Raw genomic sequence first — 23,789 nt, 5'->3', positions numbered from 1 at the left:
TCAAGCCGATCCGCGCCGCGCGAGAGGCAAAGACGCCCCTGCACGAAAACTGCAAAAGATTCCTGAATCCGTGCAGAGCGTGATCCTGCCTTCTGCACAAACGACGTTCAGACTTCGTGATGCCATCCATCAGGAGAGGTCTTCTGGACATGACGAGCCTGGCTACGACGTCGACGACGGACATCCAACCGATCAGGCCTTCCGCGCTGTCGGGCAGGATCGCGATGGCACTGCTGCTTGCCGCGCTTGCAGACTGGCTGTTCTACGGCCAGCGGATCGGACTGTCGCTGGCGATCTTCGCGGGCGCGATCGCCTGCGCTTCGCTGCTCGCCAACCGTGCCACGCTGGATTTTCGACGCGCTGCGATCGGCGGCGTGGCCGTTGCGCTCGGTCTCGTGCCGGCTTTGGAGGAGCTCAACGCGCTCTCGTTCCTGATCCTCGTCGCAGCGCTGATCATCGCCCTGCTACTGGCAACCAGTCCTGAAACGACGGGACTCGCGGACCGCGCCCGGGCGCTGCGAAATTTTGTCCTGATCGGCCCCTTCCGGTTCTTCCCCGACGCGCTTCAGGTCTTCAACATGTCGGCGTTCACCCGCGGCATTGCACTCTGGCTCTTGCCGGCGGTGCTCGGCACTGTGTTCGTCGCGCTGTTCGCCGCGGCCAATCCGGTGATCGAGGAATGGGTGTCCCTGCTCAATCCGAAGGTGATCTTCGAATATGTCAGCGTCTGGCGCGTGCTGTTCTGGACCGTGATGCTGACGCTCGTGTGGCCGTTCATCCATGTGCGCTGGCGGCGCAAGAAGAGTCCCACCGCGCTCCCCGTCGAGGCCCTGGAGTCGGAGCCGCTCGCGCCCTTCGTCTCCGCCGAGTTCCTGGGACCCTCCACCATTCTGCGCTCGCTGATCCTGTTCAACCTGCTGTTCGCGGCGCAGTCCATCCTCGACGGCATCTATCTCTGGGGCCATGTGGCGCTGCCTGCCAAAGTCACCTATGCGTCCTACGCCCATCGCGGCGCCTATCCGCTGATTGCGACCGCGCTGCTCGCCGCGGCCTTCGTGCTGGTCGCGATGCGTCCGGGCGGCCCGGCGGAGAAATCGACGGTGATCCGGCCGCTGGTCTATCTCTGGGTCGGGCAGAACGTCCTCCTCGTCGCCTCCTCCATCCTCCGCCTCGATCTCTACGTCGACATCTATATGCTGACCTATTGGCGCATCGCGGCCTTCATCTGGATGGGGCTGGTGGCTCTCGGGCTGATCCTGATCGTGGCCCGCATCGTGCTCAGCCGCTCCAACCGGTGGCTCGTGGGCGCCAACCTGATCGCGCTCACGATCGTGCTGTATGGCTGCTCGCTCATGAACTTCGATGCCTTCATTGCCGACTACAATCTGACGCACAGCAGTGAAATGTCGGGCAAGGGCGTGACGATCGATGCCGACTATCTCATCACACTCGGACCGCAGGCGCTGCCTGCGCTCGACCGCGTGATCGCCCATCGCCAGGGCGACGAGTGCCTTGCGCGGCGCCGCGATCGGCTTGTAGAAGCTCAGCGGCTGGCCATGACCTGGCGTGCCTGGGGCTTTCGGAGCTGGCGGCTGCAACACAGGCTCGATGCGCAGGCCAAGAACCCGCCCGACAGTCAGCCGGCCGGGTAAGCGGAGATATCCTTGGCGCATCGCATTCTCATCGTCGACGACGAAGGCCACATCCGCGAGGTCATCCGCGTCGCCCTGAAGAAGGCCGGCATGGACGTAATCGAGGCGCGCGACGGCAAGGAGGCGCTCGTCCGCTTTGCCGCGGACAGGCCCGATCTGATCGTGCTCGACATCGGCATGCCCGAGTTCGACGGCCTCGACGTCTGCCGCGAAGTGCGCAGAAATTCCGACGTGCCGATCCTGTTCCTGTCGGCGCGCGACGAGGAGATCGACCGCATCCTCGGCCTCGAGATCGGCGGCGACGACTATGTGACGAAGCCGTTCAGCCCGCGCGAGCTGGTGGCGCGGGTCAACGTCATCCTGCGCCGCCTCAGCCCGCGCAACGGCGATGCCACGGCGGGGCCGGCGGCGCTGTCGCAAGGTGGCCTCCTCATCGACCCCGACCAGCACGTCGCGACCTTTGCCGGCACGCCGCTGAAGCTGACCGCGATTGAGTTCGGCATCTTGCGCGCGTTCCTGACCCGGCCGACCTCGGTGTTCAACCGCGAGCAGCTGATGCGGGCGGCCTATCAGCTCAACATCCAGGTCTCCGATCGCACCATCGACAGCCACATCCGCAACATCCGCGCCAAGCTTGCGGCGTTGAATTGCGAGAACGTGATCGAGACCATTCACGGCGTCGGCTTCAAGCTCGGCCGCTGCGAGAAAGAGGCATGAGCGCGGCGCCCGACAAATGGCGGCCGTCGCTGACGCTCGTGATCTTTGCGGTGTTGACCACCGTCGGCGTGCTGCCGCTGGTCGGGCTGTTCTTCTTCCGCCTCTACGACAACCAGTTGATCCGCCAGACCCAGGCCGAGCTGATCGCGCAGAGCCGCGTGCTCGCGACGATCTATGCGCAGGAGGTCACGGCAAGGCTCGACAGCGGCCTGACGCTCGGTGCCGAGGTGCCGCCGAACGTGTTGCCTGACCCCGGCGACCAGGTCACGCCGATCCGGCCCGAGCTCGATCTCACCGCCAACGATCTGTTGCGGCGCCGGCCGGATGCACAAGCTGCGCCCAAGCCGGCGCAGCCGGCCTATGTCGAGATCGGCGCAAGGCTGACGCCGATCATCCGCGAGACCCAGAAGGTGACGCTGGCCGGCTTTCGCATCCTTGATCCGCAGGGCGTGGTGATCGCCGGGCGCCAGGAGCTCGGGCAGTCGCTCGCCCATATCGAGGAGGTTGCGGACGCACTCCGCGGGCAATACCGCGCCACCTTGCGCAACCGCGTGCCGGACAAGCCGCCGCCGCCGATCTATTCCTTCAGCCGCGGCCTCGGCGTGCACGTGTTCTCGGCGATGCCCGTGATCGTCAACAATCGCGTGGCGGGGGTGATCTACACCACGCGGACGCCGAGCAACATCTTCGACCATCTCTACCAGGAGCGGGCCAAGTTCGTGCTGGCGGGCCTCGCGGTCATCCTCGGCACCATCGCGATCGGGCTGGTGTTCTCGCGCACCATCACGCTGCCGATGCGCGAGCTGATCGACCGCGCCGCCCGTATCGGCCGTGGCGACCGAGAGGCCTTCCGGCCGCTCCGGCATTACGGCACGCGTGAGTTCGCCCAACTCTCACACAGCTTCCTCGGCATGGCCGAGCAGCTGGCACGGCGCTCCGACTACATCGCGACGTTCTCGGCCCACCTCACCCACGAACTGAAATCGCCGCTCACCTCGATCAGGGGCGCGGCCGAGCTGCTGCAGGATTCGTTTCAAGGCAAGCCGGACGGCCTGACACCGGCCGAGCAGAAGAGCTTCATCGCCAACATCCTGTCGGACACGCAACGGCTGGAAGCGATGGCGCAGCGGCTGCGCGAGCTGGCACGTGCCGAGAGCCTGCCGCAGAACGAGCGCACGGAGCTCGCACCCGTCATCGCCGACCTCAGGAGCCGGTTTCCGGACAGCTCCATCGTGGCCGGCGGCGACCTCGACCGTGCCATCGGCATGTCCGGCGAGAAGGCCCTGATCGTGCTGTCGCATCTCGCCGACAACGCGGTGCGGCACAAGGCGCGGTCGATCCGGCTGGAGGCGGCCTTTGAGCGGACAACCCTGCTGCTGACGGTGAGCAACGATGGCGAGCCGATCTCGGCACCGAACCGTGACAGGATTTTCGATGCCTTCTTCACCACCCGCCGCGACCAGGGCGGCACCGGGATGGGGCTCGCGATCGCGCGCGCGGTGATGGCGAGCCATGGCGGCTCGATCAGGCTCAAGCCCACCGACGAGGGCGCAGCCTTCGAACTGCAGTTTCCGGCGGCCTAGATCGCGAACACCCAGGCGGCGACGATGGTGCCGATGGTGACCAGACCGGCAATGGTCCAGCCGGCGGCGTATTCCAGTTCAGGATGTCCGGTCGCCCGCATGATCTCGGCGGGATCGGCGGTATGCTTGTGTGCCATGACTGCCTCGCACGTGTTTCCCCGTGTCATGGATAAGTCGCTTCAGCCGGCGAAAGGTTCCATCACGGGCATGCGAGGCCACAAAAATGCGAAAACAACCCCATGCACAGTAGAACGCCTCGTCCGGCCTGAAGCGAGGTCACGACGTGCAAATGTCTGACTTGCCGATGCAAAACGGCCCGCACCGCGCAATGACCGCGCGGCTAGGACCTTGCCTTCCGAATCCGGTTGCATGCTAGACTGACGCACACAAACCAGGGCGGGAGGGATGCATGGCCGACGACAAGGCAAAGCGGGGCGGAGCAGATCGGGCGCTGATTGCGCTGACCGAAAAATACGAAGTCGCCTACTGGTCGAAGAAGTTCAAGGTGACCCCGGCCAAGCTGAAATACGCCGTCAAGAAGGTCGGCCGCTCCGCCAGGAAGGTCGAGGACTACATCAAGCTCCAGAAGCACCGCGCGTCCGACAAGAGCCGGATCGCGCTGAGCGAGGCCTACGAGGTCCGCTACTGGTCGAAGAAATTCAAGATCACCCCGGCCAAGCTGAAGGCCGCCGTCGCCGCGGCCGGCCATTCCTCGAAAAAGTCGAAGCCTATCTCGCGGCGCAGAAGGCCGCGAAGAAGAAGGCCAAAAAGACCACCCGGAAGGTCGCCAAGCAAAAGACCAAGGCCTGAGTTCGCAGCTCCGCGGAGGCAAAATGAAATCCGTCCGACCGATCCTCGCCTGCGCCCTCATTGTCGGGGTAGCCTCCAGCGTCGCCGCCGCCTCCGGGCCCGCACCCGGAAAGGTCTCGGGCTCGACGGCGCTGGCGCTGGCAGGCGTGATCGCGCCGCTGTCGCCGAACCTGACCGGCGCCGAGAAGAAAGCGGTGGCGATGCTGTTCGCCGCCAATGCCGACATTCCCTACAAGAAACCGATCGTGTTGACCGCCGACAGGATCGTCTGCCGCAGCGGCAATGTCGACATCACGTTGCGCAGCTGCGAAGTGACCTTTGGAAAGAAGACCAGAACCGTGAACGGCTCGACGGCCAACGAGATCTTTGCGACCGAAGCACTGGCCGGCGTTCCGCCTGACGGCGCGGCGGGATCGAATTTCGAGAGCCTGAGCAAGCTGAGCTGCACGATCGACCCCAACGCCATCAGGCGGAAGGACGGCAGCGGGGCGGACTGCATGTTCCAGCCGGGGAATTGAACCGCGCCAGAGCAATGTCGAGCATGCCGCGAAATCGCCTCAACCCAAGCCAAGTAATGAGGCGAATTGAAAAGACAGGCCCAGGGCGCGAGCCAATATCAGGGCACGCAAGGCCAGCTCCATCATGAAGAATTGTCTCGCATTTTTCCTTGTTCTCACCATTACGGCGGCCTCCGCGCACGGTCCGTTGCCGACGCGGCTGGCTGCGCCCTCAGGTCTCGTCCTGGCAGGCCTCACCGATTCCGATACGACCGCCGGCGGCATGGCGCGGCTGTGCGAGCAGGTCACCTTCTCGCGCGGCCTGCGCTATGGCGAGAGCGAAGCCAACGTGCTCGACGTCGCCGCCAGCGCGACCAAGGCGGATACCCCGCGCCCGGTGCTGCTGTTCGTGGCCGGCGACACCTTCACCGGCGACCTCGGCGCGCCGGACCTGTCACGCGAGATGCAGGATCAGGCCATGTGCTTTGCCGCTCGCAACGACATGATCGGGGTGCGCGTCAACTACCGGCTTGCGCCCTCGGCGACTTGGCCCACCGGGGCGACCGACGTGGCGGCGGCGCTGTCCTGGGTGCACGGCAATATCGACCTGTTCAACGGCGATGCCCGCGAGATCGTTGCGATCGGCTACGGCGCTGGCGCCTTCCATGTCGCCACCCTGCTCGCGCATCCCGAGTTCCAGACCGACCGTGCCGACGTCGCAGGCGTGGTGCTGGTGTCCGGCTTTTATCGCGCCGGCAAGGATGCCAGCGACAGCGTGAAAGCCTATCTCGGCGCCGATGCGGGCCAGTATGACAAGCGCTCGGTGTTTCCCGGTATCCTCAATGTCGACGTGCCGATCGTGCTGGCGTGGGCCGCCGACGATTCAGCCGGCGTCGTGGCCCAGGGCGAGACCTTGAAGAAGACGCTCTGCGGCGCCGGCCACTGCCCGCGTGCCTCCCTGCTGCGCAGCCGCGACGGCATCGCCGCCGCGTTCGGGCTCGACGGCTCCGGCGACAGTCTTGCAGAGCCGACCATGCTGCTGGTGAAGCAACTGGAGGCGCGGGGATTGCCGTAGCGGTTTGTTGGCGGCGGTGCGGCGACTAACTTCCACCGCTTGCTGGGCCACCCCTCTCCCCCGCCCTCCCCCACAAGGGAGAGGGGTACCACACGGGACTCTCTCAATCAAAAAGCGGCTGCGAAAGTACTTCCCTCACGCCGGCTTCAGCGAAGCCAGTGCGTTTTCCAGCAGCGAGCGCACCCGCGCGGCGTCGCCTGACTTCACCACGGCGGGATCGAGATACAGCTCGAGCCCCGGCGCGCGTTCGGTGATGACGCCGCTTCGTTCCGTCGCGTCATCGTTCAGCGCATCGACCGAATAAGGAATCACCTCGCGGCTGATGCCTTTCATCGTGATGGCGGGCAGCGCGTGCGCGCGGACGATGTCGCTGACCAGCGCAAAGGTCTCGTAGCTCATCACGATGCCGCCGGGCTCGGCGATCGATTGCAGGCGCGCGGCGAGGTTGGCTTCCGCGCCGATGATCGTATAATCCATGCGGTCGCTGCTGCCGAAATTGCCGACATTGCAATAGCCGGAATTGATGCCGATGCGGGCCTTGAACGGCAGCTCGATGCCGGAGGCGCGCCACTTCGCATTGAGCTCGGTGAGGCGCTGCTGCATGCGCCAGGCCATCTGGAGACAGGCTTCCGCGTCGGCGCGGTCGCCCTTGGTCTCGGGATCGCCGAAGAAGATCAGCATGGCGTCGCCGATGAACTTGTCGATGGTGCCGCCATATTCGTGGGCGATCGCCGACATCTCCGTGAAATACTCGTTGAGCAACTGGGTCAGCAATTCGGGCTGAAGCCGCTCCGCCGTCGCGGTGAAGTTCTGGATGTCGGAGAAGAAGATGGTGAGCTTCTTGCGCTCGGTGTGGATGGTGACGTCCTTCTGGCCGCTGAAGATGCTCTTGTAGACCTGCGGCGGGATGTAGCGCGAGATCTTCATCGAGAGCGAGGCCAGGAAGTCGTTGGCGGATTCCAGCTCCCTGTTCATGCCCTTGATGCGGCTGGCCTGGCGGCGCTGCAGCGAGAGGAATGACAGGCCGCTGCCGGCAGCGATCAGGAAATAGGCCAGCAGGAACTTGAAGGAGAAGATGTTGGCGGCGATCGGCTGCGCAATGATCACCTCCTGGATGCCTCTGACGTCGCCGACCTTCCAGTCCCTCTTCGGGCTTTCGGGGTGGCTGTTGTGGCAACTGACGCAGGCCGGGCCCATCGTGACGGGCGCGACCAGCCGGACCTTGTCGTTGAACAGGGAGGTCTCGGTGTCGACTATTTTCTGATCCGGATCCTTGCGCAGCGCTTCGAGCGCGTCCTTCTCGAACTTGTCGAGCTGGTGCGGAGCGCGGTTCTGGAACGGGAAGTCCGAGACGAAGCGGTACGTGATGTTTTCCTGCTGCGCGCCGATCACCCGCCCGAGCTCGAGCGACAGCGTCGCCGGGATCGGGATCGCGCCGGGGATGGATTCGTAATTGTGGACGACCTTTGTGGTGCCGCCAGGGTTGGCGAGCACGCGGCCGACCACGTTGGACGCGTAATAGCTGCGCACGCTGGTGATGACGGAATTGAGATCGACCGCCTGCCGGCGCAGCGCCGTCTTGCTGAGCTCGGTCAGGTCCAGCCACACCGCGAGCGGCAGAGCGAGCAGGAGGAAAACGATCACGGCTCCCGTGAGGAGGCCGCTCTTGCGCTGCTCTTCGGCGATCTCTTGTTTCACTCTGTGGCTCCGTCGTGTGCGTTTTTGTCGCAAAGTCCAGGGATTTGCGGCACAGCATGCGGCGGCACAGAGCCAAGAAACGCGCGCCCGTGCAACCCCCTTTTATGGTGGTCGCGGGAATGCATCTTTTCGTTTCATGACGAATGTTTAAGATCGGCATTGACCTGCATTCACGCCGCCGGGAGACCCTCCAAATGACCGAGACCATCCGCATCAGACGCTTCGTCGCGCGCCCCGTGATCGTGCCGATGAATCTGCCGCTCCAGACCTCGACCGGCGCGGTGGCCAGGGCGCCGCTGGTGCTGATCGACTGCGAGACCGATCAGGGCGCCGTGGGGCATGCCTATCTGTTCTCGATCACGCCCTCGGCCTTGAAGCCGCTGACGGCAATGGTCACGGAAATGTCGGAGCTGCTGGCCGGCGACGAACTGCTGCCGTTCGAGATCGAGCGCAAGCTGACCCAGCGCTTCACCCTGCTCGGGCTCGCCGGACTGCAGCGGCTGGCGCAGTCCGGCATCGACATGGCGGCATGGGATGCGCTGGCGCGCAGCAAGGGCCTGCCGCTCGCCCGCCTGCTCGGCGGCGCGCCAAAGCCGGTCAAGGCCTACAACTCGAAAGGGCTCGGCATCATGCCGGCGGGCGCCGCGGTGGAGGAGGCCCACAAGCTGCTGGCCGAAGGATTTCAGGCGGCAAAAATCCGGGTCGGCCGGCCCGATGCGCGCGAGGACCTCGCCGTCGTGCGCGCGGTGCGCAAGGCCGTCGGTGATCGTGTGACGCTGATGTGCGACTACAATCAGGCGCTGACGGTGACCGAGGCGATCCGACGCGGCGAGATGCTCGACGACGAGGGCCTGACCTGGATCGAGGAACCGATCCGCCACGACGACTACGACGGCTGCGCCCGCATCGCGGATGCGCTGCGCACGCCGGTCCAGATCGGCGAGAATTTCGACAGCGCCTTTTCGATGCAGGCAGCGCTGTCCGCGGAGGCCTGCGACTACGTGATGCCCGACGTGCAGCGCATCGGCGGCGTCACCGGCTGGCTCCGCGCCGCATCGCTCGCCCATGCCTCCGGCATCGAGATGTCGACGCATCTATTCTCGGAGGTCAGCGCGCACCTGCTCTGCGTGACGCCGACCGCGCACTGGCTGGAATATGTCGACTGGGCCGACGCGGTGCTGTCGACGCGATTGACGATCAAGGACGGCTTTGCACTGCCGAGCGAAGAGCCCGGCAACGGGATCGCTTGGGACGAGGCGGCGGTGACGAAGTATCTCGTGACGTAGAAGAGCCGGTTACGGCCGCACCGCGGCCATCATGTTCAGCTCGACCGGAGCCCCACGGGGCAGTTCGGCAACACCGACGGAGGTGCGCGCGTGACGGCCGCGATCGCCGAGGCGCTCGATCAGCCGGTCGGAGGCACCATTCATGACTTGCGACTGCTGGGTAAATCCAGGTGCTGAGGCGACATAGCCGACGACCTGCAGCACGTGGGTGATCCTGTCCTCTCCACCCGTCGCGTGGTTGATAGCGGCAATGCAGAGATCGGCGCAGAGGGCCGCCGCTTCCTGCGCGGCCGCGATGTCGACAGTCGCGCCGACCTTGCCCGCGTACAGCAGATCTTCGCCGCGACGTGGCAGCTGACCGCTGACATACGCAATTCCGCCGTGGATGATCACCGGCAGATAATTGCCGCCGGGCTTGTTCACGCTGCTCATCTGGATAACCTGCCTTCCATTCACGTCCGGCGACCTTGGCAGGCGGCTCGTCATCGATCAAGCTGGCGGGCACGATATCGCCTCCGCAGATTGCGCCGGCGCAGCGCGCGCGATAACGATGCCCCCATGACCACATGGCGCCCCCACCCGCACATCCGCGTGGTCGCGATCGGCCTGCACTGGCGCGAGGGGCGGCTGCTCGCGGCGGAAGTGCGCGACGATGCGGGTCGCTTCAAGGGCGTGCGTCCGCTCGGCGGCGAGATCGAGTTCGGCGAGAGCTGGCGGGCGGGGCTCATACGCGAATTCAACGAAGAGCTCGGCATCGACGTCGCCATCATCGGCGAGCCGATCATGATGGAGAACATCTTTGTGCATGAGGGATCGACGGGACACGAGGTGATGTTTATCGCCGGGGTCGCGCTCCCGGACGGCGCGTTCAGCGGCCAGAAGCGCATCGATTTCCGCGAGGACAACGGCGAGCAGATCGTCGCGCGCTGGTTCGACCTTGCCGATCTCGACGTCGAGGGCGGGCCGAGCCTCTATCCGGCCGGATTGAAGGATGTGCTGCTTGGGCCGAAGAACAGGTCCAGCTGAGGCGAGACCGCTACCACACCTCCGCGCCGGGGATTTTCCTGCGCACCGCCATGCGCTGGACCCAGATGCAACGCCGGACGGACCTGTTGGAGCGGCCGACGGCGGAGATCCCCTCGCCGGCCTGAAGCAGTGGCGCGATGGTCGCGCGCAACTCGCGGCAGCGCTGCAGCTCGGCCTGCAAGTCGAGGACGGCGGCGTCGGCATGTGAGGCAATCAGCAGCAACGTCGCTGCGGCAACGAGGCCAGACGTCGGGATGGCGCTCATGGGCGGGCTCGCGTGTCGGACGGATGAGCCTAGCCCGGATGGAGCGAAGTGCAATCCGGGGAATCATGGCTTGCCGAGTTGAAGCTCGCGGCGGCAGCCCGCCTGCGCCCTTTGGGGGGACCGGCATGTTCGAGCGAGAGGAGAATGACGCGCCAGTCCGTCTACGCTCTCCAGGCTACGCCGGACACGTTTCGCCCGATGAGATTTTGGCTGTGCCACGCGAAGCCGAAGGCGAAGCGTGGTGGGCGCGACAGGGATCGAACCTGTGACCCCTACCATGTCAAGGTAGTGCTCTCCCGCTGAGCTACGCGCCCTAAAAGTCCACTTGCGTTCGGGTCGGGTCCCTATAACGGCTCAGGGGAGCCGGTGCAAGGACCGAAGGGGGCCGATTCAGGCCGCCAGCATCTTGTTCACTTCGCTGACCAATTCGCGCAGATGCACGGGCTTGGACAGCACCTTGGCGTTCTTGGGGGCGTCCGAATCCGAGTTCAGGGCGACCGCGGCGAAGCCGGTGATGAACATGATCTTGATGTCCGGATCGAGTTCCGAAGCCCGGCGAGCGAGCTCGATGCCATCCATCTCGGGCATCACGATGTCGGTGAGCAGCATCTCGAACGGCTCTTCGCGGAGCCGTTGATAGGCGGCCATGCCGTTGTCATGGGACGAAACCTGAAAACCGGCGTTTTCTAGCGCCTTGACCAGGAAACGTCGCATGTCGTTGTCGTCTTCGGCGAGCAGGATCTTTGGCATGGCTGGAACGTCGAATCCCCAAGACAATTACAAGGGCCAATGACATGGCATCAGCAGTTCACTAAGCCCGACAGAGGGTAAATTTCGGGTGAAAATCTTTACCCTGGCCCGACCGATGCGGTCCCTTGTGAACCCGAACGCGGCACGAATCAATCGCGGTGCCCGCTGCCGTCCCCGCCTCGCTGCCCGCACGGTTAAGACATGTTCCAGTTCCGATCACATCTTTTCGCTTGGCAGAATGGTTGCGATTCCGGACAATGAGGACACATAAGAGCCGCTTGACCGGCCGAGATCATTCGATCCGGGCCTCTTTGCGGATCCTTCGGCGCAAGGGACCAAGCCTGGAATAAGGGACGAAGCCTGAGAAGATGACCCGGTTTGACGGCGACACGTCGCCAGCCTTCGAGATCGTGGAGCCCGCGCAATGGCGCGCGCCGGTCATCTTCAACTCGCCCCATTCGGGCTCGACCTATCCGGACGAATTCCTGAGCGCATCGCGGATCGACCTGGTGACGCTGCGGCGCTCGGAAGATTCCTTCATGGACGAGCTGATCGGCCATCTCAGCGATCGCGGCTTTCCGACCGTGCGGGTCAATTTTCCGCGCTCCTATGTCGACGTCAATCGCGAGCCCTACGAGCTCGATCCCCGCATGTTCACCGGCCGCCTGCCGAGCTTTGCCAATACACGCTCGATGCGGGTCGCGGGCGGGCTCGGCACCATTCCGCGCGTGGTCGGCGACGGCCAGGAGATCTACCGCGACCGCATCGTGGTCGACGAGGCGCTGGCGCGGATCGAGACGCTCTACAAGCCCTACCATCGCGCGCTGCGCCGGCTGATCAACAAGGTGCACCAGATGTTCGGCACCGTGGTGCTGGTCGACTGCCATTCGATGCCGTCGGTCGGCGTCAGCAGAGACGAGCCGCGCCGGCCGGACATCGTGATCGGCGATCGCTACGGCACGAGCTGCACGCCGCTGCTCGCCGACAGGGTCGAGGAGACCATGGGCGGGCTCGGCTATTCGATCGGCCGCAACAAGCCCTATGCCGGCGGCTTCATCACCGAGCATTACGGCAACCCGGCAAGCGGACTGCACGCCGTGCAGCTCGAGCTCAACCGCGGGATCTACATGGACGAGCGGCGGCGCGAGCGCGGTCCGCGCTTTGCGCAGGTGGCATCCGACTTCGGCGTGCTCGCCGACGTGCTGGCGACGACGATCCCGTTCGGCGACCTCGGCCCGTTCCAGGCCGCGGCGGAATAGGCGCAAGCCGTCACCGCGGGACCACGTCGCAGATCAACCCAACACAGCTGCAAGCATATCGGACGCCAAATCTTCGCTTCGCGTTTTCGCGCAGCTGAAGTGAAGATGAAAGCTCAAAGAAAAAAGGGCCGCTTCAGATGATGAAGCGGCCCAAGTCTAGGGAGGAAACGCCCAAGGAGGGCAGCGGTAACGCAGAGCGCTACCGCACCGCAACAATATGCGGCCGCGACGCACAAAGTGCAAGAGCTTTTGAGCCGTTTCCCATGCAAAACGGACATGGCTCAATTGCTTACAGAGTAACCCAGATTCAGTTTCTTTGATAAGGAAATTCAATGGCTTGATAGTCATTTGCATACGAACGAGGCATGTTCGGAACTAAGTTTTCAACTCAATGATCGATTTTTGGTCGCCCTATGACAGTCGCAAGGCAGCTGGTCTCGGCATCCAAAATACCAGGGAGCAAATCAAGACAGCGCTGCACGCGAGAGACGATTTAAGCTAGGCAGGAGCGAGCTTCACCCGACTTTCGTTTTGAGGATACGCCGTGACGGTGATCGACTTCTCCGCCTTCATCGGACGGCTCGCGACCGCGTCCGGCGAAACCATCCTGCCGTTCTTCCGCACCTCGCTGTCGATCGACGACAAGAGCAAGACCCGGGAATTCGACCCCGTCACGGAGGCCGACCGCGCCGCCGAGGCGGTGATGCGGCGGCTGATCAAGGCCAGCTTTCCCCAGCACGGCATCGTCGGCGAGGAATTCGGCAATGAGCGCGAGGATTCCGACTATGTCTGGGTGCTCGATCCCATCGACGGCACGAAATCCTTCATCGGCGGGTTTCCGATCTGGGGCACGCTGATCGCATTGCTGCACAAGGGCACGCCGGTCTACGGCATGATGCACCAGCCCTTCATCGGCGAACGCTTCTCCGGCGACAATGGTTCGGCCACCTATCATGGCCCCTCCGGCGAGCGCCGGCTCCAGGTCCGCCGCTGCGCCTCGCTGTCGGAAGCGACGACCTACACCACCAGCCCGTTGCTGATGAACGAGCGCGACCGCGCCATTTTCGGCCGGATCGAGAAGGGCGTGCGGCTGTCGCGCTATGGCGGCGACTGCTACTCCTATTGCATGCTCGCGGCCGGCCATGTCGACCTCGTGATCGAGACCGAACTGAAGCCTTACGACATCGCGGCCCTGATCCCGATCGTGACCGGCGCCGGCGGCGTCGTCACCACCTGGGAAGGCAAGCCGGCGCAAGGCGGCGGCCGCATCATCGCCGCCGGTGACGTCCGGGTTCACGAGGAAGCACTGAAACTGCTCAACCAATAGGCCGCCAAGAAGCCTAAAGGAGCCCGCATGAAAATCCGTCGCACGCTGCTCCTCACAATCCTGCTGCTGCTGCCGACGCTGGCGTCCGCGCAGAATTTCCCGGTCAAGCCGATCAAGCTGATCGTGCCGTTCCCGGCCGGCGGCCCCAACGACATCATCGCCCGCGTGATCGGCCAGCGCATGTCGGAGCTGTCGGGCCAGCCGGTGCTGATCGACAATCGCGGCGGCCAGGGCGGCGTGCTCGGGACCGACGCGGTCTCGAAGGCTGCGCCCGACGGCTACACCATTGCGATCTCCTCGGCCGGCGCGCTCGCGATCAGCCCGAGCATGGAGAAGGTCGCCTACGACACCCTAAACGACCTCACACCTGTGACGCTGGTTGCGACCGTGCCGGAAATGCTTGTCGTCGCCACCAACGTGCCGGCCAAGGACATCGGCGAATTGATCGCGCTGGCCAAGGCGCAGCCCGGGAAACTCAACTTCGCCTCCTCCGGCCCGGGCAGCCTGCCGCATTTGGCCGGCGAATTGTTCAAGCTCACCGCGAAGATCGACATCGTTCACGTGCCTTACCGTGGCGCGGCACCTGCGGTGAACGATCTCTTGGGCCAGCAGGTGCAGATGACGTTCCTGGATCTCCCCGTACTGCTGCCGCAGGTCAAGGCGGGCGCGCTTCGGCCGATCGCGGTCGGCTCGGCCCAGCGCTCACCGACTGCGCCTGATGTGCCGACGACGGCAGAAGCGGGCTTTCCCGACCTGCGCATCGAGAACTGGTACGGCATGGTCGCGCCAAAGGGCACGCCGAAGGAGATCGTCGCGGCGCTGCATGGTCTGGCGACCAAGGCGATGGCGGATCCCGCGGTGAAGGACAAGCTCGCCGCCCAGGGCGCGACGCTCGTCGGTGACGAGCCAGAGCATTTTCGCAAGTTCATCGCGGACGAGACCGCGAAATGGACCAAGGTGATCAAGGACGCCGGGGTCGAGACGACGAAGTAGCGGACAACTCACAACTCAACAGGTGCGTTCCCTACCCCCTTGCGGGGCCCGCAAGGGGAGGGAGCGCAGTTGAGTTCGCGGCGAAGGCCTGGACTCACATCGCCGTCCTCTCACACCGCCTCTGCCCGCAAATGCTCCACCAGCATCTTGGCCGGCCTTGGCAGCGCTTTAAAACTCCGCGCGCAGATCACGAGGCGACGGTTGGCCCAGGCGTCGCGCAGGCGGACCATGGCGAGCGGCATCAGCTTGGCGCAGCGGCGGGCGGCGGCTTCGGGCACCAGCGCGACGCCGACGTCGGCGGCAACCATCTGGCAGATCGCGTCGAAATCGCGCAACCGCGCGCGGAAATGCGGACGCATGCCGAGACGCGCGGCATGCTTGGAAATGTGGACCTGAAGCGCGGTGGCGCTGGTCAGCCCGACAAAGTCGCAGGCGCCCGCCTCCTTGAAGTCGATCTGGCGGCGGCCGGCGAAAGGGCCGCGGCGCGACGTGACCAGGGTCAGGCGGTCCTCGCTGAAGGCAAAGCGCTCGATGTGGTCGGGCAGCGCGTGCTCGGCGGCGAAGCCGAGATCGGCCGCGCCCGCGGTGATTGCCGCTGCGATGTCGGTGCTCTCGCGCTCCTCGATGTCGATGGCGACGTCGCGATGCTCGCGCAGGAAGCCGGCCAGCGCCTTCGGCAGATGCTCCGACAGGCCCGAGGTATTGGCGAGTAAATGCACGCTGGCGCGCACGCCACTGGCAAAGCCGGCGAGGTCGCCGCGCATGGCGTCGATCTGATGAATCACGAGCCTGGCATGCTCAAGCAGGCTCTCGCCGGCCGCGGTCAATTCGACGCCGCGGCGCCCGCGCTTGAGCAGCGCGACGCCTAGAGCATCCTCGAGCCCCTTGATACGGGCGCTGGCCGAGGCCAAAGCGAGATGCGACCGCTCGGCGCCGCGGGTGATGCTGCGCTGGTCGGCGACCGCGATGAAGAGTTGGAGGTCGACGAGGTCAAAACGCATGGCTGGTCTCCGCAGCTTTCGTCATCAACGAAGGCTGCCTCCGTAACCTGCAGATTGTGCCGGCACGCGGCTTCGGTCAATGTGCCCGGTATGATCGACCCACTTCTCATTGTCATCGCCGCCGTCTTCCTGATCGCCGGATTCGTCAAGGGCGTGGTCGGACTCGGCCTGCCGACGGTGTCCATGGGCCTGCTCGCGGTGAGCATGGCGCCAAGCCGCGCAATCGCCATCGTGATCGTGCCCGCCATCGTCACCAATATCTGGCAGACCTTCGCCGGCCCCTATTTGCGGGATATCCTGCGGCGGCTTTGGCCGCTGATGATCGGCACCGTGATCGGCTGCTGGCTCAATGCCGGCGCACTGACCGGACCGCACGCGCGCTACGGCACGATCGTGCTCGGCGTCCTGCTGGTGATCTACGCGGTGATCGGGCTGAACAAGTTCCAGTTCCACGTCGCGCCAAAGAACGAGAAATGGGTCGGCGGCGTGGTCGGCGTGATCACAGGCATGATCTCGGCATCGACAGGCGTGCAGGTGATCCCCTCGATGCCGTTCATGCAGGCGATCGGGATGGAGAAGGACGAGCTGGTGCAGGCGCTCGGCGTGTTCTTCACGACCGCGACGCTGGCGCTCGCCTTCACCCTGACCGCCGGCGGATTGCTGACGCCGGCCAACGCCGTGCCGGGCGCCGTGGGCATGGCCATGGCCTTTGCCGGCATGTTCATCGGCCAGTCCGTGCGGGCGCGGATGCCGGCGGAAGCCTTCCGCCGCTGGTTCCTGATCGCGATGATTTTGCTGGGCCTCTATCTCGCCGGCAGCGCGATGCTGAAAGAGTTTGCCTGAGACGCTCAGGATCGTAGGGTGGGCAAAGCGAAGCGTGCCCACGCCTTTTATGACTGAGGGAAGTGGTGGGCACGGCGCAAGTGCGCCTTTGCCCACCTGCACCATTCATTCGTTAGAACGAGCTACCGCGTCTCCAGCATGGCGACGCGGATGCCGAGATAGATGAAGAGGCCGCCGAGCGCGCGGTTGACCCAGGCGATTGCGCCCTCAGAACTGCGCAGGCGGTGCGCGGCCTTGGCCGCGAACGCCGCCAGCACCAGGCACCACAGCGTCCCCGTAGAGATGAAGATCAGGCCGAGCGTCAGGAAGGCCAGCGGCTTGTGCGGCGAATCGGCTGCGACGAATTGCGGCAGGAACGCCAGGAAGAACAGCGCGACCTTGGGATTGAGCGCGTTGGTGAAGACGCCCTGCAGGAAGACCCGCCGCAGCGAGCTCCGCACCGGCTCATCGATGCTTGAAGCCAGCACCGGGCGCGACCACAGCATCTGAAGACCTGTGACGACCAGATAGGCCGCGCCAACCAGCTTCAGGATCGAGAACGCAGTCGACGAGGCCATCAGCAGGGCCGACAGGCCGATCGCCGCGCCCGCAACGTGGAAAAAGCAGCCGCAACTGATGCCGAGCGCGGCGGCGGCGCCGCCTCGCCAGCCCATCTGCATGCTGCGTCCGATCACATAGACGGAGTCCGGCCCCGGCGTGATGTTGAGCAGCACGCCCGACAGGATGAAGAGCCAGATTTCGTGAATGCCCAGCATGTGAGGTGCCCCCGCCGCCCCCGCTCCGCTTCTCAAGCGGCTGGCTTAGTCGGTTCACCCGCCGCCGTCCACCGCCGGAATTGCTGAGGATTTACCTCGAATTTGCAATACGGATCGTACTATCACTGGTCCGCATCTGCTCTATAAAGGCAGGGTTCTTGAAATGCGGGATTCGAGGCGGCTGCCACGCCGTGGCCGGTCACAGATCCCTTCCAAGTCCTTGCGAGTCCCTTGGAGCCCCGGAATATGGAAAGACGTCTGGCTGCCATCGTCTGCGCCGATGTCGCCGGCTATTCGCGCATGATGGGAAGCGACGAGGCCGGCACCCATGCCGCCTTCAAGGCCCACCGCAGCGCGATCCATCCCATCATCCTCAATCACGGCGGCCGCGTCATCAAGAACACCGGCGACGGCTTCCTGCTCGAGTTCCCCTCTATCGTCGGCGCCACCGAAGCGTCGATCGCGATGCAGACGCTGATGGCGGAGCGCAACCACCATCTGCCCGCCGACCGCGCCATGCAGTTTCGACTCGGCATCCACATGGGCGACGTCATCGCCGACGAGGACGAGGTGTTCGGTGACGATGTCAACATTGCCGTCCGCCTGGAATCCGTGGCGAGCCCCGGCGGCTTCGCGATCTCGGCCAAGGCCTACAAGGAGGCCAGCCGGCATCTGACCGTGCCGCTGGTCGATGGCGGCAACCATCGCTTCAAGAACATCAAGGACCCGGTCGCGATCTGGACCTGGTCCCCGGAAGGCGCACCGGCGCTGGCCCCCGAGCAGCGGGAAGCATCGGCGCTGTCGCAACAGTACCGCACCGCCATCGTCGGCGTGCTGCCCTTCGCCAATCTCAGCGATGCCCAGGACGAATATTTCTCCGACGGACTGACCGAGGATCTGATCCACGCGCTGTCGCTCCAATCCTTCTATCGCGTGCTGAGCCGCAACTCGACCTTCGCCTTCAAGGGCAACAATGTCAGCACCCGGCTGATCGCGCGGGAGATCGACGCCACGTATCTGATCCAGGGTTCGGTGCGGCGGGCGGGAGCCAAGATCCGCGTCACCGCCGAACTGATTGCGCCCGAGACCGGCGAGCAGCTCTGGACCGGCCGCTACGACCGCGACATCGGCGACCTCTTCGCGATGCAGGACGAGATCACCACCAACTTGTCAGCCGCCATCGCTACCGAGATTGTCCGGGCGGAAGCGTCCGCGCCGGCGCGGATCTCGACCGACGTGACCGCCTGGGACCGCTTCCTCAAGGGGCTGTCGCATTACTACCGGCAGACCAAGGAAGATCTGCACCTCGCCATCGACCTGTTCCGGGAAGCCATCAGGGTCGACCCCAAGCTGTCGATCGCGCACGCTTATCTCGCCACGATCCAGATCCAGAGCATTCAGTTCGGATGGATCAAGGGCACGCGCGAGATGTGGGCGGAAGCGATGAAGCTTGCCGAGACCAGCGTGCGGCTCGACCCGCGCTCCTCATTCGCCTTCTCGATCCTGTCCTGGGCGCACGGGATGGAAGGGCATTACGAGGCTGCGATGGACGCCGCCAAGCGCGCCGTCGCGCTCAACCCCTATGACAACGGCGCACGCGGCGTGCTCGGCATCTGCCATTTCATCGTCGGCGAGCATCGCGAGGCGATCGAGCTGTTCTCGATGGCCTCGCAGCGCGACAACAGCGACCCGCGCTACCAATGGGCCGCGCTGAACGCTTTCAGCCATTATCTGTTGGGGCATTACGACGCGACCCTGTCATGGGCCCGCGAGCAGCTCTACATCAACCCGAACCACATGCAGGCGTTGGCGATCCGCGCCGCGGCGCTGGCGCAATTGGGCCGCACCGGCGAGGCAAACGAAGCCACCGGCGTGCTCATGGGCCACCACCCGAGCCTGAACGTCGATCGCCACTTGCGCAATTTTCACTGGAAGCGGCCCGAGGACCTCGCCCATTACCGCGACGGGCTTCTGAAGGCAGGCGTGCCGCTCGCCAGGCTGACCTTGATCCAGAGCGACGTCAAACGCGCGGCGGAGTCCTGACCGGCGGGCCGGCGGCACGGCAGCGCGTTGGCGCCCACTTGCCTGCTTCGTTGACAGGACAGTGAACTCGGCCACACTTCGCCACACGCTGAAGTAGTATGGCCTGATGCCGGTTTGTTAGGACTTTCCGCGCTTGATCGGCGCGCCTGCATTTGACGATTCGCCGCTTTCAGGATTTTGGGCCATGAACGACCCCGCCTCCAAGCCCCCTTTCGATCCCTCGATCCAGGTCTCGCCGAATAATCCCTGTCCGTTCCTCCGCGGCCTCGTCGGCGAAGGCTTCGTCGACGGCGGCACCGTCCCGCTCGGCAAGCTGTCGGAGACGATTGCGGATGCAAGCGGCGAGACCGGCCTGAAGAAGGCATTCGCCCGCCTTCAGGTCCGCGGCGTGGCGCTCATCGCCAACGGTCTCGGTCATATCCTCAAGAGCATCTTCTCGGGCGCGCAGCTCGATGCCCTGCGCGGCGGCCCGCTGGACAAGCGGGGCGCCGGCTCGCGCATCCTCGGCGTCGACGGCAAGGTCAACGAGGACGAGATCAAGCGGTTCGCCAGCTTCGGCCGGACCTACACCGATCCGAACGGCGGGACGGAGCCCGGCCTCAACGCCTCGGAAATCCAGACCTTCATGCGCGAGAACCTGAAGCGCGCCGGCAGTGCCGCGCGCTGGTACTACCCGCTGCTGATGAAGTTCGAATGGCCGATCCTTCTGAAGATCATCGGCAAGGGCGAGGGCGAGAACCGCTATCTCGGCGTCGCCGACGTGCGCACGCTGTTCAACGCGCGCCAATTCCCCGCCCGCATCAACCATCGGCTGGTGTCGCAACCGGTGCCGTCCACCTGCCAGCGCGTGGCATGGGGGCCGCCAAGCTTCTGGCTCTGCTCGTCGCCATCGGTCTCGGCATCCTGGTCGCGGTCGCCGAATTCCCCAACCAGGTCCGCGCGATGCTGCCGCAGAAGGGCATCCTCGTAAACCTTCTACCGCCGCCCTTGCCGAAGCTCCCGGAAACGACAGCCGCGTTCTGAGCTCGAGCAGAACTGGTCGCTGAAGGACCGGCACTGGTTCCATCATGCCAGCCAGGGCACCGCGACCTTCCCGGTGCCCTATGACTGGTTCATGGCGCTGGAGCAGCCGCGGCTGCATCTGTTCTCGCGACCCGGCATGATGAAGGACAGCACCTATCTCGAGCGCTTCGGCTTCATTCCAAGCCCGCAATCGATCCAGACCGATACCACGACGCTGCGCCGCTATGGCTACGCCAATGTCTATGAGACGACGCAGCCATCGGACTGGTCGACGCGATGGACTCCCGCGGAGAACGTCGACGGCCTGCCGGTCGGCTTCGCTCGGATGACCGGCGTCACCGATCCCGCGACGGGCCGCCGCGAGCAGGACAAGATCGGGCTGACCTGCGCGGCCTGCCATACCGGCCAGATCCATTACAAGGGCATCGACGTCCGCTTCGACGGCGGCGCTGCCATGACCGACCTGAAGAAGCTCGAGCTCTCGACCGGCCTGTCGATCGCCTACACGCTTTACGTGCCATTTCGCTTCCAGCGCTTTGCCGATCGCGTGCTCGGCCCCGAGGCCAGCAAGTCGGACCGCGATGCGCTCAAGCAGCAGCTCAGCGCCATCGGCAATTTCCTGATCGATTGGGCGAAGAACTACGGCAAGACAATCGAAGGCAAGAAGACCTGGGACGGCAAGCAGCAGCAGGACACCGAGGAAGGCTTCGGCCGCCTCGATGCCCTCAATCGCATCGGCAACCAGGTGTTCTCGCAGGACTTCGCGCTCAGCGGGGTCAAGGGCTTCGAGAAGAACCTGCATGCCCAGGACGCGCCGGTGAGTTACCCCGCGATCTGGACCGTGCCGTGGTTCAAATTCGCGCAGTACGACGCCTCGATCGAGCAGCCGCTGATCCGCAACGCCGGCGAAGCGCTCGGCGTCACGGCGCTGCTCAATTTGTCCGACGCCTATCCGGAGGACAGGATCTGGCGCTCCTCGGTTCATGTGCCCACGCTGGGCTGGATCGAGGAGATGCTGAGGGGCCCCGATCCGTTCAAGGCGGCCGCGCCGGAGTTCGGCGGCCTGCTGTCGCCGAAATGGCCGTCGCAGATTCTCGGTGACGCCTGGAGGATCGATCAGAAGAAAGCCGAGAACGGGCGCAAGATCTACGAGGAGATGTGCGCCGGATGTCACCTGCCGGCCGTCAACACGCCGGCCTTCTGGTCCTCGACGCATTGGGAGCCGAGCGGCGACAGCAAGGTGCTGAACGCGGTGACGATCCCCACCGACGAGATCAAGACGGATCCCGAGCAGTCGCTCGTGCTCGGCAACCGGACGGTCGACGTGCCCGGCTTCCTGAAGGTGAACACGGCCGACCTCAAGACCTGGTGGCAATGCGACAGCTCGACGGCGAGCTCGCCGACCGAGATGTCATATGCGCTCGGCCTCATGACGGTGGTCGATCTCGTCGCCCGCAAGTGGATGGACGACGACAAGATCCCGGACGCCGAGCGGGCGAAAATCTGGAATCTCGCGCGCAAGAACTGCCCCAACCCGGCGCCCGGGCCACGCTATCGCGCGCGGCCGCTGAACGGGATCTGGGCCACGGCGCCCTATCTGCACAACGGCTCGGTACCGTCGCTGTACTGGCTGCTGAAGCCCGCGAGCGAGCGCCCGCAGAAATTCTGCATGGGCCGCCGCGACTATGATCCCGTCACCGTCGGCTTTGCCGTCACCGCCGACGAGCGCTGCAAGACCGGCGAGACGCAGTTCTCGACAACGGGATCCGACGGCAAGCCACTCCAGGGCAACAGCGTGCTCGGCCATTCCTTCGAGCGCAAGCCGGGCGAACCGCGGCGTCCCGGCGTGATCGGCCGCGAGTTCAAGAGCGACGACGAGCGCTACGAGCTGATCGAATATCTGAAGACGCTATAGCCAAAGCCCTCATCGTCATGGCCGGGCTTGTCCCGGCCATCCACGACCTTTAGCGCGACACGAAGAACGTGGATGCCCGGGACAAGCCCGGGCGTGACGAGTTTGCGGCTCTGTCCGCAATACAAACGCTCACTTGAACAGCGGCGTGCCCGGCACGAAGGCGTCGAAGGCGGCCCAGAACTGGGAGCGATAGCGGTCCTGCTCCTGAAGTATCTCGTGCTTGGCGCCGGCGATCACGAGATGGGAGCCGGCGCGTAAGTGATAGGCGAACTCTTCGATCGCCGCGGTCGAGACCACGGTGTCGTTGGACGCCGCCAGCATCAGGATCGGCTGACGGATCTCGGAGGGGTAGTGCATGCCCTTGAAGGTGTGCATCGCACGGAAGGCGGTATCGGCCCAGGCGACCGTCGGTGACGCCAGCCCGAGCGTCGGATCCTCCTCCAGGATCGCGGCGTTGCGCGCATAGCGCACGGGATCGCTGGTCAGCGGATTATTGATGAAGGGATTGAGCCCGGTGATCTGGTCGCTGCCGCCGGGGACGTAGCGACCGCCCATCCCCATCAGGCGCATCGTCTTCAACAGAGCCCGCGCCGGCAACGAGGTGGCGCGGCCGGGCAGGTCGATCATCGGTGCCGACAGCACCATGCGGTCGAACCAGCGCTTGCCGGCATGCGCCACCCGCAGCATCACCGTGCCACCCATGGAGTGGGCAAGCGCGAAGAAGGGCGGCGGACAATCCGGCAGCACCACCTGCTGCACGAAGGTCTCGACGTCGATCTCGAAATCGGAGAAGTCGCGCACATAGCCCTTGCGCGGATCGCGCAGGCGGCGCGAGGAATGGCCCTGCCCGCGCCAGTCGATCATCGCCACAGCAAAGCCGCGGTCGCGTAGGTCGCGCACGGTCTCGAAATATTTCTCGATCTGCTCGCTGCGCCCGGTGAAGACGCAGACCGTGCCCTTGCGGCCCGCCGGCGGCGCCCAGCGCGCAAAGCGCAGCTCGACGCCGTCGGGCGTCTTGATGGTGCCGCTGACGACGTTTTCGGGCACGGGATTGGACGGAATCGAGACCAGCGTCATTGGGCGCAAAGTGCTGAAAATCAAGGGGCGGGAGCGCCGAAAAGGCGCAAATTGCCGCCCTCTTGAACGCAGTGTCCCTGAACCCATATCACCATGGTGCAGGCCGCTACCAGTGTTTCGAAACCGGAACATCAGGCTGCACACAGACGAAAGCCCGGCCCGATTGGCGGGCGGGTTAGCCAACAGTCGCTCAA

20 protein-coding genes, 1 tRNA gene and 2 pseudogenes are annotated in these 23,789 nt (G+C 64.9%); 14 read left to right on the top strand and 9 right to left on the bottom strand.

Annotated features, from left to right (window positions below; translation table 11 throughout):
- Nucleotides 1–149 precede the first annotated feature (149 nt).
- The 3 genes from ACQ86E_RS17975 to ACQ86E_RS17965 are packed head-to-tail and all read left to right on the top strand — an operon-like array spanning nt 150 to nt 3,952.
- A complete protein-coding gene (locus tag ACQ86E_RS17975) occupies nt 150–1,652 on the top strand; it encodes a DUF4173 domain-containing protein (RefSeq protein ID WP_431201118.1) in 1,503 nt (500 codons plus the stop codon).
- 12 nt (nt 1,653–1,664) lie between these two features.
- On the top strand, nt 1,665–2,369 hold the full coding sequence (locus tag ACQ86E_RS17970) for a response regulator (RefSeq protein WP_431201117.1): 705 nt from the start codon (nt 1,665–1,667) through the stop codon (nt 2,367–2,369).
- The gene (locus tag ACQ86E_RS17965; RefSeq protein WP_431201116.1) at nt 2,366–3,952 is read left to right on the top strand and encodes an ATP-binding protein; all 1,587 of its coding nucleotides are present in this window, start codon (nt 2,366–2,368) and stop codon (nt 3,950–3,952) included. Before ACQ86E_RS17970 ends, ACQ86E_RS17965 begins: the two co-directional genes overlap by 4 nt.
- On the opposite strand, the gene ACQ86E_RS17960 is transcribed toward ACQ86E_RS17965, so the two are convergent.
- Entirely contained in the window at nt 3,949–4,089 is a 141-nt protein-coding gene (locus tag ACQ86E_RS17960) for a hypothetical protein (protein WP_018321489.1), read from the bottom strand. The genes ACQ86E_RS17965 and ACQ86E_RS17960 overlap by 4 nt on opposite strands.
- Nucleotides 4,090–4,361: 272 nt before the next feature.
- Between ACQ86E_RS17960 and ACQ86E_RS17955 the strand changes: the two are divergent.
- From ACQ86E_RS17955 to ACQ86E_RS17945, 3 genes and pseudogenes are all read left to right on the top strand, one after another.
- Nucleotides 4,362–4,762, top strand: a pseudogene (locus tag ACQ86E_RS17955) (DUF3606 domain-containing protein).
- Between the two features lie 23 nt (nt 4,763–4,785).
- On the top strand, nt 4,786–5,280 hold the full coding sequence (locus ACQ86E_RS17950) for a hypothetical protein (RefSeq protein WP_431201115.1): 495 nt from the start codon (nt 4,786–4,788) through the stop codon (nt 5,278–5,280).
- Nucleotides 5,281–5,404: 124 nt separating this feature from the next.
- Nucleotides 5,405–6,334, top strand: a complete 930-nt coding sequence (locus ACQ86E_RS17945; RefSeq protein WP_431201114.1) for an alpha/beta hydrolase — start codon at nt 5,405–5,407, stop codon at nt 6,332–6,334.
- A gap of 135 nt (nt 6,335–6,469) precedes the next feature.
- Here the strand turns inward: ACQ86E_RS17945 and ACQ86E_RS17940 are convergent, their stop codons facing one another.
- Nucleotides 6,470–8,032 (bottom strand): adenylate/guanylate cyclase domain-containing protein, encoded by a 1,563-nt coding sequence (locus ACQ86E_RS17940; RefSeq protein ID WP_431201113.1) that lies wholly within the window; start codon nt 8,030–8,032, stop codon nt 6,470–6,472.
- A 194-nt stretch (nt 8,033–8,226) separates the two neighbouring features.
- On the opposite strand from ACQ86E_RS17940, the gene ACQ86E_RS17935 reads away from it, so the two are divergent.
- On the top strand, nt 8,227–9,318 hold the full coding sequence (locus ACQ86E_RS17935) for an enolase C-terminal domain-like protein (protein ID WP_431201112.1): 1,092 nt from the start codon (nt 8,227–8,229) through the stop codon (nt 9,316–9,318).
- 9 nt (nt 9,319–9,327) lie between these two features.
- Here ACQ86E_RS17935 and ACQ86E_RS17930 read toward each other — a convergent pair whose 3' ends face one another.
- Complete coding sequence (locus ACQ86E_RS17930; RefSeq protein ID WP_431201111.1) at nt 9,328–9,750, bottom strand: RidA family protein; 423 nt, start codon at nt 9,748–9,750, stop codon at nt 9,328–9,330.
- 126 nt (nt 9,751–9,876) lie between these two features.
- On the opposite strand from ACQ86E_RS17930, the gene ACQ86E_RS17925 reads away from it, so the two are divergent.
- On the top strand, nt 9,877–10,344 hold the full coding sequence (locus tag ACQ86E_RS17925; protein ID WP_431201110.1) for an NUDIX hydrolase: 468 nt from the start codon (nt 9,877–9,879) through the stop codon (nt 10,342–10,344).
- Between the two features lie 10 nt (nt 10,345–10,354).
- Here ACQ86E_RS17925 and ACQ86E_RS17920 read toward each other — a convergent pair whose 3' ends face one another.
- From ACQ86E_RS17920 to cpdR, 3 genes are all read right to left on the bottom strand, one after another.
- On the bottom strand, nt 10,355–10,609 hold the full coding sequence (locus ACQ86E_RS17920; RefSeq protein ID WP_431201109.1) for a hypothetical protein: 255 nt from the start codon (nt 10,607–10,609) through the stop codon (nt 10,355–10,357).
- Between the two features lie 239 nt (nt 10,610–10,848).
- Nucleotides 10,849–10,923 (bottom strand) — tRNA-Val (locus ACQ86E_RS17915).
- 76 nt (nt 10,924–10,999) lie between these two features.
- Entirely contained in the window at nt 11,000–11,359 is a 360-nt protein-coding gene (cpdR, locus tag ACQ86E_RS17910) for a cell cycle two-component system response regulator CpdR (protein ID WP_007597092.1), read from the bottom strand.
- Nucleotides 11,360–11,727: 368 nt separating this feature from the next.
- Between cpdR and ACQ86E_RS17905 the strand changes: the two genes are divergently transcribed.
- The 3 genes from ACQ86E_RS17905 (at nt 11,728) to ACQ86E_RS17895 (ending at nt 14,938) form a co-directional block, all read left to right on the top strand.
- The gene (locus ACQ86E_RS17905) at nt 11,728–12,618 is read left to right on the top strand and encodes an N-formylglutamate amidohydrolase (RefSeq protein ID WP_431201108.1); all 891 of its coding nucleotides are present in this window, start codon (nt 11,728–11,730) and stop codon (nt 12,616–12,618) included.
- 544 nt (nt 12,619–13,162) lie between these two features.
- Nucleotides 13,163–13,945: a histidinol-phosphatase gene (gene hisN, locus ACQ86E_RS17900; protein WP_431201107.1), complete on the top strand. Its 783-nt coding sequence runs from the start codon at nt 13,163–13,165 to the stop codon at nt 13,943–13,945.
- Nucleotides 13,946–13,972: 27 nt separating this feature from the next.
- Nucleotides 13,973–14,938 (top strand): Bug family tripartite tricarboxylate transporter substrate binding protein, encoded by a 966-nt coding sequence (locus ACQ86E_RS17895; RefSeq protein ID WP_431201106.1) that lies wholly within the window; start codon nt 13,973–13,975, stop codon nt 14,936–14,938.
- 110 nt (nt 14,939–15,048) lie between these two features.
- Here the strand turns inward: ACQ86E_RS17895 and ACQ86E_RS17890 are convergent, their stop codons facing one another.
- A complete protein-coding gene (locus ACQ86E_RS17890) occupies nt 15,049–15,939 on the bottom strand; it encodes a LysR substrate-binding domain-containing protein (RefSeq protein ID WP_431201105.1) in 891 nt (296 codons plus the stop codon).
- 90 nt (nt 15,940–16,029) lie between these two features.
- On the opposite strand from ACQ86E_RS17890, the gene ACQ86E_RS17885 reads away from it, so the two are divergent.
- Entirely contained in the window at nt 16,030–16,782 is a 753-nt protein-coding gene (locus ACQ86E_RS17885; RefSeq protein ID WP_431201104.1) for a sulfite exporter TauE/SafE family protein, read from the top strand.
- Nucleotides 16,783–16,904: 122 nt separating this feature from the next.
- Here the strand turns inward: ACQ86E_RS17885 and ACQ86E_RS17880 are convergent, their stop codons facing one another.
- Nucleotides 16,905–17,537 (bottom strand): LysE family translocator, encoded by a 633-nt coding sequence (locus tag ACQ86E_RS17880; RefSeq protein WP_431201103.1) that lies wholly within the window; start codon nt 17,535–17,537, stop codon nt 16,905–16,907.
- Nucleotides 17,538–17,783: 246 nt separating this feature from the next.
- Here ACQ86E_RS17880 and ACQ86E_RS17875 point away from each other — a divergent pair, with 246 nt between their 5' ends.
- A complete protein-coding gene (locus ACQ86E_RS17875) occupies nt 17,784–19,580 on the top strand; it encodes an adenylate/guanylate cyclase domain-containing protein (RefSeq protein ID WP_431201102.1) in 1,797 nt (598 codons plus the stop codon).
- A gap of 184 nt (nt 19,581–19,764) precedes the next feature.
- Nucleotides 19,765–22,518 (top strand): annotated as a pseudogene (locus ACQ86E_RS17870) (di-heme-cytochrome C peroxidase).
- A gap of 129 nt (nt 22,519–22,647) precedes the next feature.
- On the opposite strand, the gene ACQ86E_RS17865 reads toward ACQ86E_RS17870, so the two are convergent.
- Nucleotides 22,648–23,595 (bottom strand): alpha/beta fold hydrolase, encoded by a 948-nt coding sequence (locus ACQ86E_RS17865; RefSeq protein WP_431201101.1) that lies wholly within the window; start codon nt 23,593–23,595, stop codon nt 22,648–22,650.
- Between the last annotated feature and the right edge of the window lie 194 nt (nt 23,596–23,789).

It is taken from the genome of Bradyrhizobium betae (assembly GCF_050632175.1).
Taxonomy (GTDB): domain Bacteria; phylum Pseudomonadota; class Alphaproteobacteria; order Rhizobiales; family Xanthobacteraceae; genus Bradyrhizobium; species Bradyrhizobium betae_B.
This window is presented reverse-complemented; position numbering and strand designations above follow the sequence as displayed.

What these genes read in the sequence shown, in the direction of transcription:
- ACQ86E_RS17975 (WP_431201118.1), top strand. Translation starts at nt 150, where the DNA reads ATGACGAGCCTGGCTACGACGTCGACGACGGACATCCAACCGATCAGG.
- ACQ86E_RS17965 (WP_431201116.1), top strand. Translation starts at nt 2,366, where the DNA reads ATGAGCGCGGCGCCCGACAAATGGCGGCCGTCGCTGACGCTCGTGATC.
- ACQ86E_RS17960 (WP_018321489.1), bottom strand. Translation starts at nt 4,089, where the DNA reads ATGGCACACAAGCATACCGCCGATCCCGCCGAGATCATGCGGGCGACC.
- ACQ86E_RS17950 (WP_431201115.1), top strand. Translation starts at nt 4,786, where the DNA reads ATGAAATCCGTCCGACCGATCCTCGCCTGCGCCCTCATTGTCGGGGTA.
- ACQ86E_RS17945 (WP_431201114.1), top strand. Translation starts at nt 5,405, where the DNA reads ATGAAGAATTGTCTCGCATTTTTCCTTGTTCTCACCATTACGGCGGCC.
- ACQ86E_RS17935 (WP_431201112.1), top strand. Translation starts at nt 8,227, where the DNA reads ATGACCGAGACCATCCGCATCAGACGCTTCGTCGCGCGCCCCGTGATC.
- ACQ86E_RS17930 (WP_431201111.1), bottom strand. Translation starts at nt 9,750, where the DNA reads ATGAGCAGCGTGAACAAGCCCGGCGGCAATTATCTGCCGGTGATCATC.
- ACQ86E_RS17925 (WP_431201110.1), top strand. Translation starts at nt 9,877, where the DNA reads ATGACCACATGGCGCCCCCACCCGCACATCCGCGTGGTCGCGATCGGC.
- ACQ86E_RS17920 (WP_431201109.1), bottom strand. Translation starts at nt 10,609, where the DNA reads ATGAGCGCCATCCCGACGTCTGGCCTCGTTGCCGCAGCGACGTTGCTG.
- cpdR (WP_007597092.1), bottom strand. Translation starts at nt 11,359, where the DNA reads ATGCCAAAGATCCTGCTCGCCGAAGACGACAACGACATGCGACGTTTC.
- ACQ86E_RS17905 (WP_431201108.1), top strand. Translation starts at nt 11,728, where the DNA reads ATGACCCGGTTTGACGGCGACACGTCGCCAGCCTTCGAGATCGTGGAG.
- ACQ86E_RS17895 (WP_431201106.1), top strand. Translation starts at nt 13,973, where the DNA reads ATGAAAATCCGTCGCACGCTGCTCCTCACAATCCTGCTGCTGCTGCCG.
- ACQ86E_RS17890 (WP_431201105.1), bottom strand. Translation starts at nt 15,939, where the DNA reads ATGCGTTTTGACCTCGTCGACCTCCAACTCTTCATCGCGGTCGCCGAC.
- ACQ86E_RS17885 (WP_431201104.1), top strand. Translation starts at nt 16,030, where the DNA reads ATGATCGACCCACTTCTCATTGTCATCGCCGCCGTCTTCCTGATCGCC.
- ACQ86E_RS17880 (WP_431201103.1), bottom strand. Translation starts at nt 17,537, where the DNA reads ATGCTGGGCATTCACGAAATCTGGCTCTTCATCCTGTCGGGCGTGCTG.
- ACQ86E_RS17875 (WP_431201102.1), top strand. Translation starts at nt 17,784, where the DNA reads ATGGAAAGACGTCTGGCTGCCATCGTCTGCGCCGATGTCGCCGGCTAT.
- ACQ86E_RS17865 (WP_431201101.1), bottom strand. Translation starts at nt 23,595, where the DNA reads ATGACGCTGGTCTCGATTCCGTCCAATCCCGTGCCCGAAAACGTCGTC.